This window comes from Pantoea sp. AS-PWVM4 (assembly GCF_000468095.1).
Classification (GTDB): Bacteria; Pseudomonadota; Gammaproteobacteria; order Enterobacterales; family Enterobacteriaceae; genus Pantoea; species Pantoea phytobeneficialis.
The window spans coordinates 38834-56583 of record NZ_ASZC01000023.1; the positions used below are offsets into that span (position 1 = coordinate 38834).

Below are 17750 nucleotides of genomic sequence, written 5' to 3' on the forward strand. Positions count from 1 at the left end.
CGTAGGAAGCCTTATTATTATCAGTCCAGCCACTCGGTGTGGAACACACCGTCTTTATCGGTACGCTTATAAGTATGCGCACCGAAGTAGTCACGCTGAGCCTGAATCAGGTTAGCCGGCAGCACTTCTGAACGGTAGCTGTCGTAGTATGCAATAGCCGCTGAGAAGGTCGGAGTTGGGATACCGTTCTGTACAGCGTAAGCAACGACATCACGCAGCGCCTGCTGATATTCATCAGCGATATTTTTGAAGTATGGAGCCAGCAGCAGGTTAGCGATGTTCGCGTTTTCTGCGTAAGCATCAGTGATTTTCTGCAAGAACTGAGCACGGATGATACAGCCCGCACGGAAGATCTTCGCAATCTCACCATAATGCAGATCCCAGTTGTACTGCTCAGAAGCAGCACGCAGCTGAGAGAAGCCCTGCGCGTAAGAGACGATTTTACCCAGGTACAGTGCGCGACGGACTTTCTCAACGAATTCCGCTTTATCACCGGTGAAGGCTTTCGCCTGCGGGCCGCTCAGTACTTTAGACGCGGCAACACGCTGCGTTTTCAGAGAAGAGAGGTAACGCGCAAACACGGACTCAGTGATCAGTGACAGCGGTTCGCCCAGGTCGAGCGAGCTTTGGCTGGTCCACTTACCAGTACCTTTGTTCGCGGCTTCGTCCAGAATCACATCAACCAGGTATTTACCGTCTTCATCTTTCTTGGTGAAGATATCTTTGGTGATGTCGATCAGGTAGCTGCTCAGTTCACCATTGTTCCAGTCGGTGAAAGTTTTTGCTAACTCTTCGTTGGTCAAGCCCAGTGCGCCTTTCAGCAGTGCATAGGCTTCTGCAATCAGCTGCATATCACCGTATTCAATGCCGTTGTGCACCATTTTAACGTAATGACCAGCGCCATCCGGACCAATGTAAGTCACGCAAGCTTCACCATCTTCGGCACGCGCAGCAATTTTATCCAGGATTGGTGCAACCAGTTCGTACGCTTCTTTCTGGCCGCCAGGCATGATTGATGGGCCTTTCAATGCGCCCTCTTCACCACCTGAAACACCGGTGCCGATGAAGTTAAAGCCCTGATCAGACAGTTCTTTATTACGACGGATGGTGTCTTTATAGAAGGTGTTACCGCCATCGATAAGAATGTCCCCCTTGTCCAGGTGAGGAGTCAGAGAAGCGATGGTCTTATCTGTCGCTTCACCAGCCTGTACCATCAGCAGGATGCGGCGAGGTTTTTCCAGTGATTCAACGAACTCTTCGATGGTGTAATAAGGCGCGAGTTTCTTGCCCGGGTTCTCAGCGACGACTTCATCAGTCTTTTCACGAGAACGGTTGAAGATAGATACAGTGTAGCCGCGGCTCTCAATATTGAGGGCCAGATTACGCCCCATCACTGCCATACCTACAACGCCGATTTGTTGCTTGGACATCATCTACTCCTGTCTGAAGTTACCATCACAAAGCCAGGTTTGTGAGCAAAGTGGCAAATATGTTAACTCATCTGATACCCGATGAGGTAGTGAATGGTGCGATAACATAACGCCATAAAATGCATGGCTAATTATGTATTGGTTAGCAAATCACCTGTCTTAATATTCGATTTGAAGTACAGCGGAAGAATATCTTCAGGTTTGCCATCCATTTTTACCGTACCGTGCTCAAGCCACAAAATGCGTGTGCACGTTTTGCGCAATAAATCATTGCTGTGGCTAGCCAGGATCAAAATCTTTGTAGCATTAATGATCTTGGTTAATCGAGCTTCAGCTTTTTCTTTGAAGCCTTCGTCTCCGACCGATAACCATTCATCCATTAATAGAATCTCAGGTGAAAATATTGTACTGACACTGAAACCTAATCGCATTTGCATCCCCGAAGAATATGTGCGAACAGGCATGTCAATAAAATCACCGAGATCGGTAAAATCAATAATCTCTTCAATTTTGGCATCAATCTCTTTTTTCTTCAGACCGAGTAATGCACCTCGGATATAGATATTCTCTCTACCCGTAAATTCTGCATTAATACCCAGGGAAATTGAGATCAGAGAACCGATATCACCTTCAATAATTGCCGAACCGCTTGTTGGGTGGTAAACCTTGCTGAACATCCGCAATAGTGTGGTTTTACCTGCACCGTTGTGTCCGATTAATCCAACTTTTTCACCATCGTTGATTTCAAAGTTAAGATTATTAAGTGCAGAGATTACAACCTTGCCATCATGCTGACCCACTTTGCCACCGGTGGCAAAGTTGATAAAGTTCTTTTTAATCGATCTTGCTTGGGCATTGAATATAGGAAAATCAATACCAACATTTTCAAATTTGATTAGTGCCATTTTTCCTACACCCAATAAGGAACTCGGTATTTATACTTGCTAGTCATGAAAATCGAGAATGCCAGGCCCACTACCGCCATAACAGCTGCAATGATATAGCTACTCGTCATTGGCACAGTTCCCAACAGGGGGCTGCGGACAAGATCAATCAGGTGATAAAGCGGATTAAGATTCAGCAACATCAATGCTGCGCTATGCGATAGTAATTTCGGCATCCAGATTACTGGTGTGAGATAAAAAATCACCTGCATGATGCTCAATACGATTTGTGTCATATCGCGAAAACGAGCACAAATCATCGACAGGACCATCAAAAGCCATGTCAGGTTAAGCATAAGTAACAGGAAACCGGGGATGGCAAGTAACACTGTCCAGCTGATCCCTTTTTGCACAGCCAACAGCACCAAAGGAAAAATAACAATATTATGTAAGAAAATAATGAAATTTTTCCAAATAACTCGCATGACATGAACATGCAATGGCACTGGCAACTGTTTAATAATCCCTTCGGAAGAGATCAGTGCATCACAGCCTTCCGATACTGAGCTGAGAATAAAGCTCCAGGTGATCAGTCCCAACGTAAGATAAGGCAGAAACTCTTTAACATTGGTCTTGAAAAGATTACCGAACACCAAGCCCATGGTGGTAATCATAACGGCCATACTGATGGTGATCCAAAAAGGCCCCATCTTCGACCGCTTGTATCTCATGCGGATATCTTGCCCGCCCATCACTTTGACTATATGAAAGTTTTTGATGGCGGATGTGAAATCATCCCACCCTACCGACTTAACTTTATTTGACATTACAAAATTCCAAACTGATATGCGAGACGGTTCAATCCTACGAGGAATTTATCACCGCACAGGCGCGCCAGTATCAGCGTCATAAATTCTTCTCTTTGTGACTCATCAAGTTGATCTCTGAGCTTGATAATATCATTCATGCTGCAAACGCACCTGAACATGAGATCAAGTTTTATGATCGGTAAACCACATTTATGCAGTGCAAGGCAGTTGATATGAATCTGGGAACCAAGCGTAAATTCATCAAGGTAGAGAGAAATCAGCCTTTGCTTAAAATGATCATTTAACAAAGGTTTCTCGTTATGGTAGCTCTCGAAGAAGTTAACTACATCCAGATAGTCGACTTGATTCTTTTCAACCTGCGACTCACGATTTTTGCTTTTTGAGGCTTTCGCCGCTTCACTTCTGACAATCGTGGCTTCTTCAGGTTTTCCATGTTCAAGCAGGTACTGATAATAATAAGACGAAATGATCTCATCATTGGCCAGTAGTTGCGTAATGGATTTGTTCGCCCAGGAACGCTCACCTTCGCGGCGATAATAGTAATAACTTTTATAGAACTCCTCATCCGTACTGAGTTTTCTTTCCATAAAAGAGACGTTAAACAATGATTTGAAATGTTGCTCTGAACTTACCAGTGATTTGAGTAATTTACTCAGACCAAACTCACCTCTTTTGATCACTAACGGACGGACATTCGAGGATTTGTAGTCATACCAAAAATCTTTGAATCTTTTGTTTCGGGTAATTTTTCCAGCAATCGAAATACAAAATGATCCCAAGTGATGCGAGTGTTGACTGTTTTCAGTGGCACCGAGAACTTCGATATTAGTCTCAAATAAGTTACGTACAAATTCTGGAAGTGTATTTTTAGAGAAAAATACGCTGTCGTTGATGATCAACAGTCTTTCACACTTCTCCTGAAAGTTAGACTCAAAAAAGTATTTCATGCCAGCTTTATAGCTACCGAAATCGCGTCCGTAATTATCACGCTCAATATAAACATCAATTAAGTCCCGTGGATAATTATCTTCTTCCAGTCTTAATGTATTTACACCGATGATAAAAATATTGTTACGTCTGGCTTCTTTGAGTAACTCAAGCGTATCGCTCCTGAGAGCATGCTTTTCATACAAAGCCAGGAGCATTACCTTGCCTCCGATAAACTCCTTTTTTACTTTAACATCTGTATATTTTTTTGTTTTGATATCATCGCGTATAGACAAAACGCCATAGTACATATAAATAACGATTTTCAGAAAAAACCTGATCGTCATCAAAACAATTCTTTTCATATTTACACCATCGATGGTTAGACCAACTTCCTAAATAAATTCATCACAAAAAAAGCACATGTTTCCAGAAAGCTTTGTCGATAAAAACTTCCCTGAAAAAAACTTCTTATGCGTTTTAAAAAGTCATCATTTAAATTAAGGTAATGAGTATAACTTATCTTATTATCACCGGGCATCCTCTCCTTAATTAAATCAAGAGCGAGACAATTAATTGCACTCCATGCTTTAAATTCCCCAGCGAAGAGTCGGCGAAAACGTGTTACTTTTGATAAGAAACCGATATTACTCCCTACCAAATTCTGATCATGTTGGCGGTAGAGGATCCTGGGGTTTTTATCATAGATCACCACACCATTCAGTGCGCTACAAATGATATAAAGAATCCAGTCATGGGATACGATAGTTAAATCAGGAGGGAAGTCTTCAAAAACTTCTTTAAGAGCACGATTGAAAACCATCGTGTTGCCACCAGCATAACTTTGCAGAAGTGCGTTCTGAAATTTAAAAGTTTTTTCGAAGCATGGTGACATACCTATCACATCACCCTCTGAATTTATCAGAGTAGTACGTGAACCATAGAGTTGCGGTTCATTTTGTGTTTGTGGATGAGAAGATAATTTTCCTATAGCAACTTCAAGTTTATCATCACACCAAATATCATCCTGATCACAAAAAGCATAATAATCTGAAATGATATTGGAATTTCTAAGTAAGTATAGAAAATTAGCGGCAAATCCTTGAGCCGGTCCTTTCAATAATATAACTTTATTATCAGTACATTGCTGAGAAAAGGCTTCAACTATATCACATGTACGGTCTGTTGAACCATCATCTGAAACAATTAACGTCCAGTTTTTATAGGTCTGAGAAGCAATAGATTGCAATTGGCTCTCTAAAAATTTCTCGCCATTATAAGTACCCATTAAGATACTTATATTTCCTTTATCGCTCATCGTCATTAGCTATACACAGAAAAGGATGAGAAAATTCTCACCCTTAATTTATCGGATTAATCAAATTTTACAGCTTCAGAGAAAGGCGTCCCCATCGCGTCTTTGGCAGACAGAGAGGGTGGATTGTCTGAATTGTTGGGCCAGTTGATATTTAATTCACTGTCATTCCACAGCAAAGAATGCTCGTGCTGCGGATTGTAATAATCCGTGCATTTATAAACAAATTCAGCACTGTCTGAAGTGACATAGAAACCGTGAGCAAAACCTTCTGGCACCCACAGCTGGCGTTTATTTTCGGCCGAGAGATAAACGCCAACCCATTTGCCAAACGTTGGTGATGATTTGCGCATATCAACTGCCACATCAAAAACCTCACCGGCTACGACGCGTACCAGTTTTCCCTGCGTATTGACGGTCTGATAATGCAAACCGCGCAGAATACCCTTTGAAGATTTAGAATGGTTATCCTGAACGAACGTGCGTGGACAGACTAACTCTTCAAATTTCTTCTGTTGCCAGGTTTCCATAAAAAAACCGCGCTCATCACCAAAGACCGCTGGCTCGATGATCTTTACATCTGGGATTTCAGTCTCAATAATTTTCATTAGAGCTTCCCTTCATATAAAGCCATCAGATATTTTCCATAATCATTTTTCATCATGGGCTGAGCTAATTCTTTTAATTTCTCAGCACCAATGAAACCCATACGATAGGCAATCTCTTCCGGGCAAGCGACCTTCAATCCCTGACGAGTTTCAATGGTCTGGATGAAGTTATTGGCTTCAATCAAGCTTTGATGCGTCCCGGTATCCAGCCAGGCATGCCCGCGTCCCATGATTGAAACCTGAAGTTCACCTTTTTCAAGATAGAGATTGTTGATATCCGTAATCTCCAGTTCACCACGCGGTGATGGTTTGAGATTTTTGGCCATTTCAACAACACTATTGTCATAGAAATACAGACCGGTTACAGCATAATTGCTTTTTGGCTCTTTAGGCTTCTCAACTAATGAGATTGCTTTGCCACTTTTATCAAACTCAACAACACCGTAACGCTCTGGATCATGGACATGGTAAGCAAATACGGTCGCGCCTTTCTCTTTATTCGAAGCTTCTTCAAGCTGCTTATAAAGGTCATGTCCATAAAAAATATTGTCGCCCAGAATCAATGCGCAATTATCTTCACCCACAAAATCCTCGCCAAGGATAAAGGCTTGAGCAAGGCCATCCGGACTTTCCTGAACTTTGTATTGCAGGTTCAGACCCCATTGGGAACCATCGCCAAGAAGACTTTCGAAACGAGGAGTATCTTGCGGAGTACTGATAATTAAAATATCGCGAATGCCCGCTAGCATCAGAGTACTTAGCGGATAATAGATCATCGGCTTATCATAAATTGGCAGCAGCTGTTTACTTACAGCCATTGTCACAGGATAAAGGCGTGTTCCTGATCCACCAGCAAGAATTATTCCTTTTTTACTTTTCACAACGTTTACCCTTCATTTGTTATCTGACTTCACTCGTCTCAATTGTAGAGCTCATCAAGCATACGTTTAACACCAAGTTTCCAATCCGGCAGATTAAGCTTAAAGGCGGAGGTGAACTTTTCAGTGTTGAGTCTTGAGTTTAATGGTCGTTTAGCGGGGGTCGGGAAGGCTGAGGTTTCAACCTTGTTCACGACTTCAACTTTTAACGGCAGACCCTTTTGCTTCACATAGTCAATCACTGTTTCAGCATAGGCGTGCCAGGTTGTGATACCCGAAGCAATAAGGTTATAAATTCCCGACTTTTCAGGATCTGTTAACGTGAGTCGAATGGCATGAGCTGTGCAATCCGCAATTAACTCAGCACCCGTTGGGGCACCATATTGATCATCAATAACAGATAATGCTTCTCTCTCCTGAGCGAGCCGAATCATGGTTTTCGCGAAGTTGTTGCCTTTCGCTGCATATACCCAGCTGGTGCGGAAGATAAGATATTTGGCAGCAGCAGCAATAATCGCCTCTTCACCTTCGCGCTTGGTCAATCCATATGCATTCAAAGGTGCGGTGCTATCCGTTTCCTTCCAGGGGGTCGTGCCACCACCATCAAAGACATAATCGGTTGAGTAGTGAACCACTAAGGCATCAATTTTATTAGCCGCTTCTGCCATTGCTTTCACGCTGGTCGCATTAACCAGACGCGCTTTTTCAACTTCACTCTCTGCTTTATCTACAGCGGTATAGGCTGTCGCATTGACGATCACATCAGGCTTAATTTTCAGAATACTTTCTGCAATACCTGTTGGATTCTCAAAATCGCCGCAATAATCAACAGAATGACGGTCAAGTACCATGACATTACCCAGGGGCGATAACGCACGTTGCAGTTCCCAGCCAACCTGGCCATTTCTACCAAATAGCAAAATATTCATTATTTGCGATTCTCATAGTTTTCTTTTAACCAGTTCTGGTAAGAACCGCTTTTGACATGCTCTACCCAGGTTTGATTGTTCAGATACCACTCAACCGTTTTTCTCAAACCACTCTCAAAAGTTTCCTGAGGCGACCATCCCAGCTCTTTCTTGATCTTATCGGCATCGATCGCATAACGACGATCATGGCCCGGGCGATCCTGAACATAGACAATCTGTTCCGCATAGGCCGTATCTTTTGGACGCAACTCATCAAGCAGCTCACACACCTTCAATACCACATCGAGATTTTTCTTTTCGTTATGTCCACCGATGTTGTAGGTAGTGCCTGTCGCCGCTTTGGTCACTACGGTATAGAGCGCGCGGGCGTGGTCTTCAACATACAGCCAGTCGCGAATCTGGTCACCCTTGCCATAAATCGGCAACGGTTTGCCTTCCAGCGCATTGCTGATAATCAGGGGAATCAATTTTTCCGGGAAATGATAAGGACCATAGTTGTTTGAGCAGTTGGTGACGACTACCGGCAAACCATAAGTACGGCCCCAGGCACGCACTAAATGATCGCTGGCGGCTTTGGTCGATGAGTATGGGCTGCTTGGTGCATAAGGGGTGGTTTCGGTGAAGAGCGGCAGTTCACCCGCCATTTCATCCGGGTGCGGCAGGTCGCCATAAACTTCGTCAGTCGAAATATGATGGAAGCGGAAGGCGGCTTTCTTTTCGGCAGGTAAAGCAGACCAGTATTGACGGCTGGCTTCCAGTAACGCATATGTCCCGACGACATTGGTCTGGACGAATTCCGCCGGTCCGGTAATTGAGCGGTCGACATGACTCTCGGCCGCCAGATGCATCACCGCATCCGGTGCAAATTCGTTAAATACCGCCTGTAGCGCAACGCCATCACATATATCAACTTTTCTAAAGTTATAGCGCTCGCTCTGGCTGACTGCATCAAGAGATTCGAGATTGCCGGCATAGGTTAATTTATCAACGTTAATCACTTCATCATTCGTATTGTCGATAATGTGGCGAACCACAGCTGAACCGATAAACCCTGCACCACCTGTAATTAAGATTTTCATAATGTCTCGTTTATCCCGACTTACTCAGTAAGACTAACACCAATTGAAATGGAAAATACCTGTGCAACAGGCACGCTACCGCCCCTGGGTTTACAGCTCCCACGTAGCTGAGACAGAGTCAAAATGTCGAGACGGCGCTTCAAACTTATTCAAAGCTATCTTTCTGAATAATCGCTCATTTATCAATGAAATTAATAAAGGAGGATTATCATTAAACCGTTATGAATTCTACCACCCACGCAGATCAATGACGAATGAATTGCAATTTTCAACGGGTAGTTAGTGTAAATATTGACCGTCGCACAGGGAGCAAGATGGTTACTGAGTCACAAAACCAACTCAATCAGATTTTGATGAAAGAGGGATGAAGACACGGCGGGGAAAATGGGAAATGGGCGGGCTAAACAGCCCGCCAACAGATGAAAATTACTTAAACCCATTCGGGTTCTTTGACTGCCAGTTCCAGGTATCGCGCATCATCTCATCGATACCCCGAGTCACGCGCCAGTCCAGCTCGCTATTCGCCAGCGAAGCATCCGCCCAGAATGCAGGCAGATCGCCGTCGCGACGCGGCTTAAACTCAAACGGAATCTGCTTACCGGAAGCCTTTTCAAACGCGTTGATCATCTCCAGCACCGAGAAACCTTTTCCGCCGCCGAGATTGTAGGCTTTATAGCCGGTCACTTTTGGCAGATGGTCGAGCGCTTTCAGATGGCCTTCGGCCAAATCCACAACATGGATGTAATCACGCAGGCAGGTGCCGTCAGGCGTATCGTAGTCATCGCCAAACACGCCCAGTTTGTCGAGACGACCGATGGCGACCTGAGCAATGTACGGTAACAAATTATTCGGAATGCCGGTTGGATCTTCACCAATCTCACCCGATTCGTGCGCACCTACCGGGTTGAAATAACGCAGCGCAATCGCATTGAAGCGGTTATCCGCTTTGGCGAAGTCGCGCATCACCAGTTCAATCATCAGCTTTGATGTGCCATAGGGGCTGGTGGTGCCGCCAATCGGGGTGGTTTCCACATAAGGAACCGGTGCATCAGCGCCATAGACCGTCGCTGAAGAGCTGAAGATAAAGTTCCATACACCCGCGCTGCGCATCTCTTCCAGCAACACGACGGTGCCTGCCACGTTATTCTCATAGTATTCCAGCGGCATGCGGGTCGACTCCCCCACCGCCTTTAACGCAGCAAAGTGGATGACAGCCGTAATTTCATTGGCGGCGAACAGATCGCGCAAGCACGCACGATCGCGAATATCACCTTCAACAAACACCGCCTTTTTGCCCGCCAGCTTTTCTACGCGGTTAATCGCTTCGCGCGAGGCATTGCAAAGGTTATCAAGGACTACAACGTCGTCACCGCGCTGCAACAGCGCCAGCACCGTGTGAGAGCCAATGTACCCCGCCCCACCCGTTACCAAAATAGCCATGCGTACTCCTTTAAGCCGCGCAACCGCGCGGCACATGATGAAAAGGGTTATTTCGCCAGGATTTTCTGAATAGCAGCGCGGAAGTCACGGCCCTGGCTGTTGTTACGCAGGCCGTAAGAGACGAATGCCTGCATGTAGCCTAGTTTACGGCCACAGTCGAAGCTGGTGCCAGTGAGCAGCGTCGCATCTACCGGTTTTTTCTTGCCGAGGGCGGCAATGGCGTCAGTCAGCTGGATACGTCCCCAGGCACCCGGTTCGGTGCGCTCCAGTTCAGTCCAGATATCGGCAGAGAGGACATAGCGACCTACCGCTGCGAGGTCAGAATCCAGTGTGTTAGCCTCTTCCGGCTTCTCAACAAAATTGGTGATAGTGCTGACGTCACCTGGGTTATCCAGCGGCTGTTCAGTGGTGATCACGGAGTATTCAGAAAGATCGGCACCCGGCATATGTTTTGCCAGTACCTGGCTGCGACCGGTTTCCTCAAAGCGTGCCACCATTGCGGCAAGGTTATAACGCAGGTGATCGGCGGTGGAGTCGTCCAGCAGAACATCCGGCAATACCACTACAAACGGGTTGTCGCCAATCATCGGGCGAGCACACAGAACCGAGTGGCCTAACCCCAGTGGGTTTGCCTGACGCACGTTCATGATGGTTACGCCCGGAGGACAAATCGATTGCACTTCGCTCAGCAGCTGACGTTTAACACGCGCTTCAAGTAACGCTTCCAGCTCATAAGTGGTGTCAAAGTGGTTTTCCACTGCATTTTTGGAAGCATGAGTGACCAGCACAATCTCCTTGATGCCTGCAGCCACGCACTCATCAACGATATATTGGATCATCGGTTTGTCGACGACAGGCAGCATCTCTTTCGGAATGGCTTTCGTCGCAGGGAGCATATGCATACCGAGACCCGCAACCGGGATTACAGCTTTAAGCTTGGTCATATTTATTCCATTTCATGAAGTGAATACGTGGGGTCGATTATGCAGGATCGGCCGGAACAGCAAGTATAATCTTTATCTGAAAAACCGGCACTAACTCTCTGTCACAGCATAAAAAATCGCTTTTTTCGGCACCCACCGATGCGCCAGTTGGCAGGAAAATTAAATCGCTAAACCACTGTAAAACAGCAGAAGGGATCAGAGAAAGTCAGATTTAATAAGACCAGTCATTTTCAGACAGATCGTGAGGTCGCGGCGCGAAAAATCGCGCCGCCAGATTACAGCCAGCCCGCAAACCATTCCGGCATCACGAACAGGTTGAAATGGTTAACCAGCAACATCAGGCCGACAAATACCACCGAGACAGAGACCCACTGACGGGCATAAGGCATAAAGCGGATGCCAATCACCGGCTTGATGAAGAACGGATGGGCAAAAGCCGAGATCAACACCTGAGAAATCGATAACGTCAGCGCCACATAGATGACGTTCGGCCAGATCAAGGTGGTCGCCAGCACGGCCACCACCACCAGGCTGGCAACGATATTCCAGTAGAACTCGACGTTGGTCCGTCCATTGGCCTGAGAAATTGCGCCGGTCAGGCCGCCCATCGGACGTAGCATGCCAAACAGCAACATCAGCGGGATCAGATGGTAAACCTGCTCATGGGAAGAGCCGTACAACACCCGGACAATCACCGGTGACAGAATGCCAATCGCCAGGTACATCACACTGCTGAACAGCATGATGACGAAGGTGCCTTTCAGGAACAGTTTTTTCAACTGCTCAGGATCGTGCTGCTTCTCGGCAAAGCGCGGCAACGCCAGACGGTTGATTACCGGTGAAACCAGCTTCAGCGGTTGCAGAATCAGCTCTTTAGCCAGCGAGTAAATCCCCAGCATATCGGCCCCCATCACCTTACCCACAATCAGCGCATCTGCCTGAGTACGCAGTTGGTTGATGGTTTGCGATCCCAGTTGATAGATACCGTAGCGCACCGCCGCAATGAAGGTTGCCCGGTCGAATTCCCAGGTTGGCCGCCAGGATTTTTCACCGAAGTAAATCATGCAGAGAATACGCGTGAAGGCGGCGATGAACAGACCGAGGATCGCCGCGGCCACCGTCAGCGTGGTGAAATACAACATCGCCACGGTACACAGGAAGGCAAACAACTTGGTGACCATCTCAATCTTCGCCAGCGTCACCATGCGTTTGGTTTTGACAAAATGCGCCTGATATTGCGACAGATGCCCCAACACGAGGAAGTTCAGGCTGGTGAGCATAATCAGCCCGGTCAACTCCGGCAGATGGTAGAACCAGGAAACCGGCCAGGCAATCATCAACATAATCAAACCGGTACATAAACTGAGCGAGACGTTAACCCAGTAGATGGTGCTCTGCTCACGGCGTGTAATGTCCTGACGGTGCACGAGGTAACTGCTCATGCCCATGTCCTGCAACACCGAGGCAACCGCCAGAATGGCGTTAATGATCGCCAGTAATCCCAGCTCATGCGCCTCCAGCTTACGCGCCAGGACGCTGAGTTGTAACACCTGCAACACCGCAGCAAAACCGGTGCTGCCGAGTAACCAAATAGCTTGCGACTTTAATCCGCTCACACTATGCGCTCCAGAATCTTGGCCAGCTCGCCATAGGCGATATGTTGATTAAACTCGGTTTCCACTTTATGGCGCGCAGCGGCAATTACCGGTGCAACGTCCACATCCCCGCGCGACAGGCGTAATAACGTTTGCGCCAGCTCATCGGGATTGTTCTCAGAAACCAGCCAGCCGCTTACGTTGTTCTGTATCAGCTCTGGGATACCACTATGGAAGGTGGAGACAACCGGCAAACCTACCGCCATCGCCTCCATCAGCGCCACCGGAATTCCCTCCATATCGCCATCCGCCGCCGTTTTAGACGGCAGCAAAAAGATGTCTGCTTCGTTCAGCGCCTGGCGAATCTCGTCCTGTGGTTTAAAGCCCGGCATGCTGACGCAATCTTCCAGGCCTGCGCGCGCAATATGCTCACGCATCATGCCGTCCTGCTCACCGTTACCGATAATGGTGAACTGGAACTGACCGCCCTGATCACGCAGGATTTCACTGGCTTTCACCGCCACATCCAGCCCTTTTTTCTCGGTCAGACGTGCCACGGAGACAATGCGCAACGGCGAATGAAAAGCGGCACGCGGGCGGAAATTAAACTTTTCTGGCTCAATGCCCATGCGCGTAACATGAATTTTCTCCGCCGGGCAGCCCATCTCAATTAGCTTGTTCTCCCACAGATGGCTGATAGGTAGCATCAGTTCGCTCTGGCGGAACAGATTGACGTAATCCAGCTTGTGTTCCTCGAGGATATGACGACGTGAGATGTCGGCACCGTGGAACACCGTAGCCTGCTTGCCTTTCAGTACGCCAAGTTCACGCAATTTATTCGCCAGCGCCCCGGCATAGCCGAAATGCACCAGGAAGACATCGGCGACAAAGGGTTCTTTGGTATTGGCGACAATCGCCGGCAGCAGCAGTTTGCTGGACTGTGCGCCATAGCGGCGCACATTGAGGGATTTGATCAGCGAGGGCTTGGCAATTTTCGGCAGCATCAATCCGATACGCTGCGTAAGCTTATCGAGATTCGATACTTTCTCCTCCGGCAACAGATAATGTGTTTTCGCCGCCAGATTGTAATCATCGAACGCGGCATGACGGTTAATCATGTCGCCCGGAAACACGGAGATCACCTCCACGTCATAACCGGCATCAATAAAATGCGTCACCTGATTGAGGACAAACGTCTCAGAGGCAACCGGGAAACGCATGGTGAAAAAGGTCAGCTTCATCACTTCACCCTAAGACGTTAAGAATTTCTTCAGTGATTCGGTTACCAATCTCACGTTCCTGTGCCACTGCTGCGTCAACTTTCTGTTTCACGTTGTCGTAATCCGCCAGTACGGTATGTACCTTATCGATGAGTGAGCCATCCATCAGGCTTTTCACATCGGTCGCCATTTGCGGCAGGCCAAGCTGGTTCATCACACCCAGCGACTTGTGCTCATAATTGATGGCGACGGCAGGGGTACCGAAATTCATCGAGATAATGGCGGAATGCAGGCGAGTGCCGATCGTCAGATGGCAATGACTTAATAATATGCCGAGTTCGAGGTCGTTAAATTCGTCCATAATCACATGATAATGCTCAGGATGATCGACGCGATCGCGCAACTGTAGCGCCACCATGCGGTCATCTTTGGCATAACTGTCGATGCCGGTACAGGTCGAGAAAGCCACCACCTGATAACCCTCGGCGATCATCGCGTTAATCACCCGACCAAACGCGGCTTCATACTCTTTCTGCGTCACGCCAAGACGTTTGTCGAACGGTGCCAACTCACGCACGGTGATGGCTATCGTTTTGCGCGCGCTGATAATCTCTTTCCAGTGCAACAGGTTATGACTGGGGTTCGCCACTGCGCGGGCCTTAACCAGAAAGGCGGTGTCGACGCCCTTTTTCACCCTGCTAGTGGTCACGCCATCTTGCTTCAGGCGATCGAGGCTCACCTCTTCACGCAGCACAAGGCTATCGACACGGTCAAATACGAAGTTCGCCAACGCATTCACACGCGGATTTTCAAACGGCCCGACCGAATGGCCGATCATATGTAGCGGTTTTTTTGCCATCAGCGCACACAGCGCATGATCGAACTGCGTCACCCCATACAGATCGACAAAGAAAGAACCACCAACCTGAATAACGGCGTCATAAGAGGCAAGACTTTTGGTGAATTCAGCCAGATGCGGCGGCACGGAGAACGATTTATACAGCCCACCTTTGCCGAGGTGCGCCATCATAATCTCCGGCATCAGTCGGTTTGCGACTTTACGCTTGACGCTGCCCACCAATCCTTTTGCTGATTGGCTGTTGTGCAGAAACAGGGAATCCTGCTGAATCTCATGCTGCAACAAATATCCGGAGCTGGTTGGATAACGACTGATAACGTCAATATCCAGATCACTACGCGCAGACTGAAGCGAATCGATCAGTCCACGTAAAATCGCGCCATCCCCACGATTTCCACAGGTATGGTTACCCACCAATAAAATCTTCATAAAAACTCCAGATAAATTTTTGTAATTCTACAAACCGCCATTTCCTGAACTGGCAAAGTGAACTCTGTAAAAAAGACTGCAATAGAGGCGAAACGCCCGGAAAAGACCTGCTGCTGGCATGTCGGCCGCATCCCGGTGCGGCCGGTTTAATCATCATGACTTGATAGCGAAATACGGCAGTGCGCACGGCTCCCCATTAATCACCACGGAGACATACCCCTTTGGCTCGCGCGTATCGACCTGCTCGGGTTTGAGCGGGCGTGACGCCATCAATAAATCGCCCTGTTCATTGCCGCCAATTCCGGCTTTACCGTTATGCAGACTGAAACGCTGCGGAGCTGGTTTGCTGCCGCTGGACGGTTTGCCCTGCGTCATGCTGGCATCCACCCTGGCGCAACGACCGGCGAGGAAGCGATCCTTGCCGGTGCTTTTGATCAGCACGGCGGTGGTCGGCGTCCAGCCCGCCAGTTTGACGAACACTTTGGTGTCGGTGTCGGTGCGTGGTTCAAAGCGCACCTCTACCACGGGTGAACTGCCTTCAGCCGACCAACTGGCTTCAGCCTTATTGGTCTTGCGTTGCAGATGGATCACCGCCCTGCCGCCGGTCCCTTTACCGTCGATTGGGTTCATCAGCGGCTGATTGTCGGTGCCATTGCTAAACTGCGACTGACCAAAGACTTCAATTTCCCAACTGTCGCCCACCGTCGGCGAGTAGAAGTTGCCCAGCTCAAACCAGGTTTCCTGATTGGTGTTGTTGGTCAGTCGAAAGCGTGAGGTGATGTAGTTGTATTTCAGGCTGCCGTCGATGGCGACGCCGTAAGACTCAACCCGCGTGGAACCCATCTCCCAGATATTCAGCCAGCGTTCGCCTTCGAGCGAGTTGTCGATCCAGCTTCCGGCCTGCAAATTGGTCTGACGCATATTCAGCCGCGAGTTATGGGCGATCAGCGGGTTCTTACAATCCTCAAGACTCAACGCATCAATGATCCATTGCCCGTTGGAAATATCACCCGGATGTTCGGTGTGCTCGATCCAGCCGTTGTGAATAATCGACTGGCTGCAACGCGGCAGATTCAACACCATGCCACCTTTACAGTGCTGAGCATTAAAGTTGGAAAGCTCAATGGCAGTGCTGTGATCCCAGTTACCGGCTTTCTGCCCGGACCAGCTGGCTTTGATCACATCGCCGGTACAGGCGTTGGCATACCACTGGTCAATTTTGCAATCCAGTGTATCGAGCAGACTCAGCGAGACGCCACCCACCTGGTTAAAGCGCAGACAGGCACCACGGAAGAACTGCCCCCCCGGACAGGTGTTGCGGAAAAGTCCCTGCTTGTTCGGGCGTTTGTCAGTGTTGCCGTTAAAAATCAGGTTAGAGATTTCGGTCCAGCGCGCATTCACCTGGAACAGGAAATCGGAATGTCCGTCAGATACCAGCGTGGTGGCCGGGAAGTAGCCAAAGTTGACCATCGCACCGGAGATGCGGAAGAAACGCTGCTGCTGGTCGCCGAAATCACAGCCAGAAACAAAGAACGTGCCCGCCGGGAACTGCACGCATATCGGTTGATTCGCATCCTGCGACCATTGATACATCGCTTTGATGGCGGGCGCAGTATCGGTTTTGCCGTCGGCTATCGCGCCGAAATCAAACAGCGTCAGGCGATTAAAATCGTCCACCACACGACGCCAGGTAAAACCCTCACCGGCAAATATCACGCCGCTATCGTCTTTACCCGCGCCAAACGCACCAACAAACTCACCGCCACCCACTTCCAGCCCTTCATGCCAGCTTTTCAGCTTGATTTTGGCACCGGCAAACAGTGGGCGGGTTTTGCGCAGCTCCTCCACCGACGGGATTTCGCCAATCAGCTGATAACCGTTCGGCTGCGCCAGACGCTGGCTGAAATTGCTTTGGTTCGGGCGGCTAACGTCATCAATGGAGAACAACGTATTGCCATTGCTGTCCTCCACCGCCATTGAATGCGCAGGATCGGCAATCAATGCGGCATTATCGTGAATAAATTGCGCAAATTTGCCCTTATTCAACGCAATCGGCTGACTAATTTGGGACACTTTTCCGCTGGCGTCGCGCAGATAAACCGGGATTTGATTCCCCGCTTTACTGGCATCGCTGCCCGCTTTACCAATCCACAATTTGCCCTCGAAGTTCTGCCAGAACTGCGGCGGCATGGTGTAAACATTTTCCGGGGTGAGAATCGGTACATCCCCCTGCGGTACGCTGGAGGGATCCACCGTTTTCAGCGCCGGCTGGCCACTTTTTGCTGCGTAGCTGGAAAACGCACTCACCGAGAGTGCGGCAACAATGGAGGAGGCTGCGGTTTGCAAGACTTCTCTTCTTTTCATGCGTCAAATTCCGTGGTCA

General features: G+C 48.2%; 15 protein-coding genes. All 15 read right to left on the reverse strand.

Annotation, left to right across the window (positions count from 1 at the left end; genetic code table 11):
- Window positions 1-20 precede the first annotated feature (20 nt).
- The 15 genes from gndA to L579_RS19965 all read right to left on the reverse strand — a co-directional run bounded on the left by gndA (window position 21) and on the right by L579_RS19965 (window position 17731).
- Window positions 21-1430 (reverse strand): NADP-dependent phosphogluconate dehydrogenase, encoded by a 1410-nt coding sequence (gndA, locus tag L579_RS19895; protein WP_021185959.1) that lies wholly within the window; start codon window positions 1428-1430, stop codon window positions 21-23.
- A gap of 131 nt (window positions 1431-1561) precedes the next feature.
- Entirely contained in the window at window positions 1562-2335 is a 774-nt protein-coding gene (locus L579_RS19900) for an ABC transporter ATP-binding protein (RefSeq protein ID WP_021185960.1), read from the reverse strand.
- A 5-nt stretch (window positions 2336-2340) separates the two neighbouring features.
- Complete coding sequence (locus tag L579_RS19905; protein WP_021185961.1) at window positions 2341-3141, reverse strand: ABC transporter permease; 801 nt, start codon at window positions 3139-3141, stop codon at window positions 2341-2343.
- Window positions 3141-4436, reverse strand: coding sequence for a rhamnan synthesis F family protein (locus tag L579_RS19910; protein ID WP_021185962.1), 1296 nt, complete (start codon window positions 4434-4436; stop codon window positions 3141-3143). Before L579_RS19910 ends, L579_RS19905 begins: the two co-directional genes overlap by 1 nt.
- A gap of 17 nt (window positions 4437-4453) precedes the next feature.
- On the reverse strand, window positions 4454-5395 hold the full coding sequence (locus tag L579_RS19915; RefSeq protein WP_081692798.1) for a glycosyltransferase family 2 protein: 942 nt from the start codon (window positions 5393-5395) through the stop codon (window positions 4454-4456).
- A gap of 50 nt (window positions 5396-5445) precedes the next feature.
- Complete coding sequence (rfbC, locus tag L579_RS19920) at window positions 5446-5994, reverse strand: dTDP-4-dehydrorhamnose 3,5-epimerase (protein ID WP_021185964.1); 549 nt, start codon at window positions 5992-5994, stop codon at window positions 5446-5448.
- Complete coding sequence (gene rfbA / locus L579_RS19925; RefSeq protein WP_036627636.1) at window positions 5994-6875, reverse strand: glucose-1-phosphate thymidylyltransferase RfbA; 882 nt, start codon at window positions 6873-6875, stop codon at window positions 5994-5996. The genes rfbC and rfbA overlap by 1 nt, the downstream gene beginning before the upstream one ends.
- Window positions 6876-6913: 38 nt before the next feature.
- A complete protein-coding gene (gene rfbD / locus L579_RS19930) occupies window positions 6914-7801 on the reverse strand; it encodes a dTDP-4-dehydrorhamnose reductase (RefSeq protein ID WP_021185966.1) in 888 nt (295 codons plus the stop codon).
- Window positions 7801-8880, reverse strand: a complete 1080-nt coding sequence (gene rfbB, locus L579_RS19935) for a dTDP-glucose 4,6-dehydratase (RefSeq protein WP_021185967.1) — start codon at window positions 8878-8880, stop codon at window positions 7801-7803. The genes rfbD and rfbB overlap by 1 nt, the downstream gene beginning before the upstream one ends.
- 426 nt (window positions 8881-9306) lie before the next feature.
- Entirely contained in the window at window positions 9307-10320 is a 1014-nt protein-coding gene (gene galE, locus L579_RS19940; RefSeq protein ID WP_021185968.1) for a UDP-glucose 4-epimerase GalE, read from the reverse strand.
- A gap of 47 nt (window positions 10321-10367) precedes the next feature.
- Window positions 10368-11264 carry a UTP--glucose-1-phosphate uridylyltransferase GalF gene (galF, locus tag L579_RS19945; RefSeq protein ID WP_021185969.1) on the reverse strand — a complete coding sequence of 299 codons (897 nt, stop codon included), beginning with the start codon at window positions 11262-11264 and terminating at the stop codon, window positions 10368-10370.
- Between the two features lie 275 nt (window positions 11265-11539).
- Window positions 11540-12880, reverse strand: a complete 1341-nt coding sequence (locus L579_RS19950; RefSeq protein WP_021185970.1) for a lipopolysaccharide biosynthesis protein — start codon at window positions 12878-12880, stop codon at window positions 11540-11542.
- Window positions 12877-14100, reverse strand: a complete 1224-nt coding sequence (locus tag L579_RS19955; protein WP_021185971.1) for a glycosyltransferase — start codon at window positions 14098-14100, stop codon at window positions 12877-12879. Before L579_RS19955 ends, L579_RS19950 begins: the two co-directional genes overlap by 4 nt.
- Window positions 14101-14104: 4 nt before the next feature.
- The gene (gene wcaK / locus L579_RS19960; protein WP_021185972.1) at window positions 14105-15367 is read right to left on the reverse strand and encodes a colanic acid biosynthesis pyruvyl transferase WcaK; all 1263 of its coding nucleotides are present in this window, start codon (window positions 15365-15367) and stop codon (window positions 14105-14107) included.
- A gap of 153 nt (window positions 15368-15520) precedes the next feature.
- Entirely contained in the window at window positions 15521-17731 is a 2211-nt protein-coding gene (locus L579_RS19965) for a phage tailspike protein (protein WP_021185973.1), read from the reverse strand.
- Window positions 17732-17750: the final 19 nt, after the last annotated feature.

Excerpts from the sequence above, each read along its gene's own strand:
- gndA (WP_021185959.1), bottom strand. The coding sequence starts at position 1,430 with ATGTCCAAGCAACAAATCGGCGTTGTAGGTATGGCAGTGATGGGGCGT.
- L579_RS19900 (WP_021185960.1), bottom strand. The coding sequence starts at position 2,335 with ATGGCACTAATCAAATTTGAAAATGTTGGTATTGATTTTCCTATATTC.
- L579_RS19905 (WP_021185961.1), bottom strand. The coding sequence starts at position 3,141 with ATGTCAAATAAAGTTAAGTCGGTAGGGTGGGATGATTTCACATCCGCC.
- L579_RS19910 (WP_021185962.1), bottom strand. The coding sequence starts at position 4,436 with ATGAAAAGAATTGTTTTGATGACGATCAGGTTTTTTCTGAAAATCGTT.
- L579_RS19915 (WP_081692798.1), bottom strand. The coding sequence starts at position 5,395 with ATGACGATGAGCGATAAAGGAAATATAAGTATCTTAATGGGTACTTAT.
- rfbC (WP_021185964.1), bottom strand. The coding sequence starts at position 5,994 with ATGAAAATTATTGAGACTGAAATCCCAGATGTAAAGATCATCGAGCCA.
- rfbD (WP_021185966.1), bottom strand. The coding sequence starts at position 7,801 with ATGAATATTTTGCTATTTGGTAGAAATGGCCAGGTTGGCTGGGAACTG.
- rfbB (WP_021185967.1), bottom strand. The coding sequence starts at position 8,880 with ATGAAAATCTTAATTACAGGTGGTGCAGGGTTTATCGGTTCAGCTGTG.
- galE (WP_021185968.1), bottom strand. The coding sequence starts at position 10,320 with ATGGCTATTTTGGTAACGGGTGGGGCGGGGTACATTGGCTCTCACACG.
- galF (WP_021185969.1), bottom strand. The coding sequence starts at position 11,264 with ATGACCAAGCTTAAAGCTGTAATCCCGGTTGCGGGTCTCGGTATGCAT.
- L579_RS19955 (WP_021185971.1), bottom strand. The coding sequence starts at position 14,100 with ATGAAGCTGACCTTTTTCACCATGCGTTTCCCGGTTGCCTCTGAGACG.
- wcaK (WP_021185972.1), bottom strand. The coding sequence starts at position 15,367 with ATGAAGATTTTATTGGTGGGTAACCATACCTGTGGAAATCGTGGGGAT.
- L579_RS19965 (WP_021185973.1), bottom strand. The coding sequence starts at position 17,731 with ATGAAAAGAAGAGAAGTCTTGCAAACCGCAGCCTCCTCCATTGTTGCC.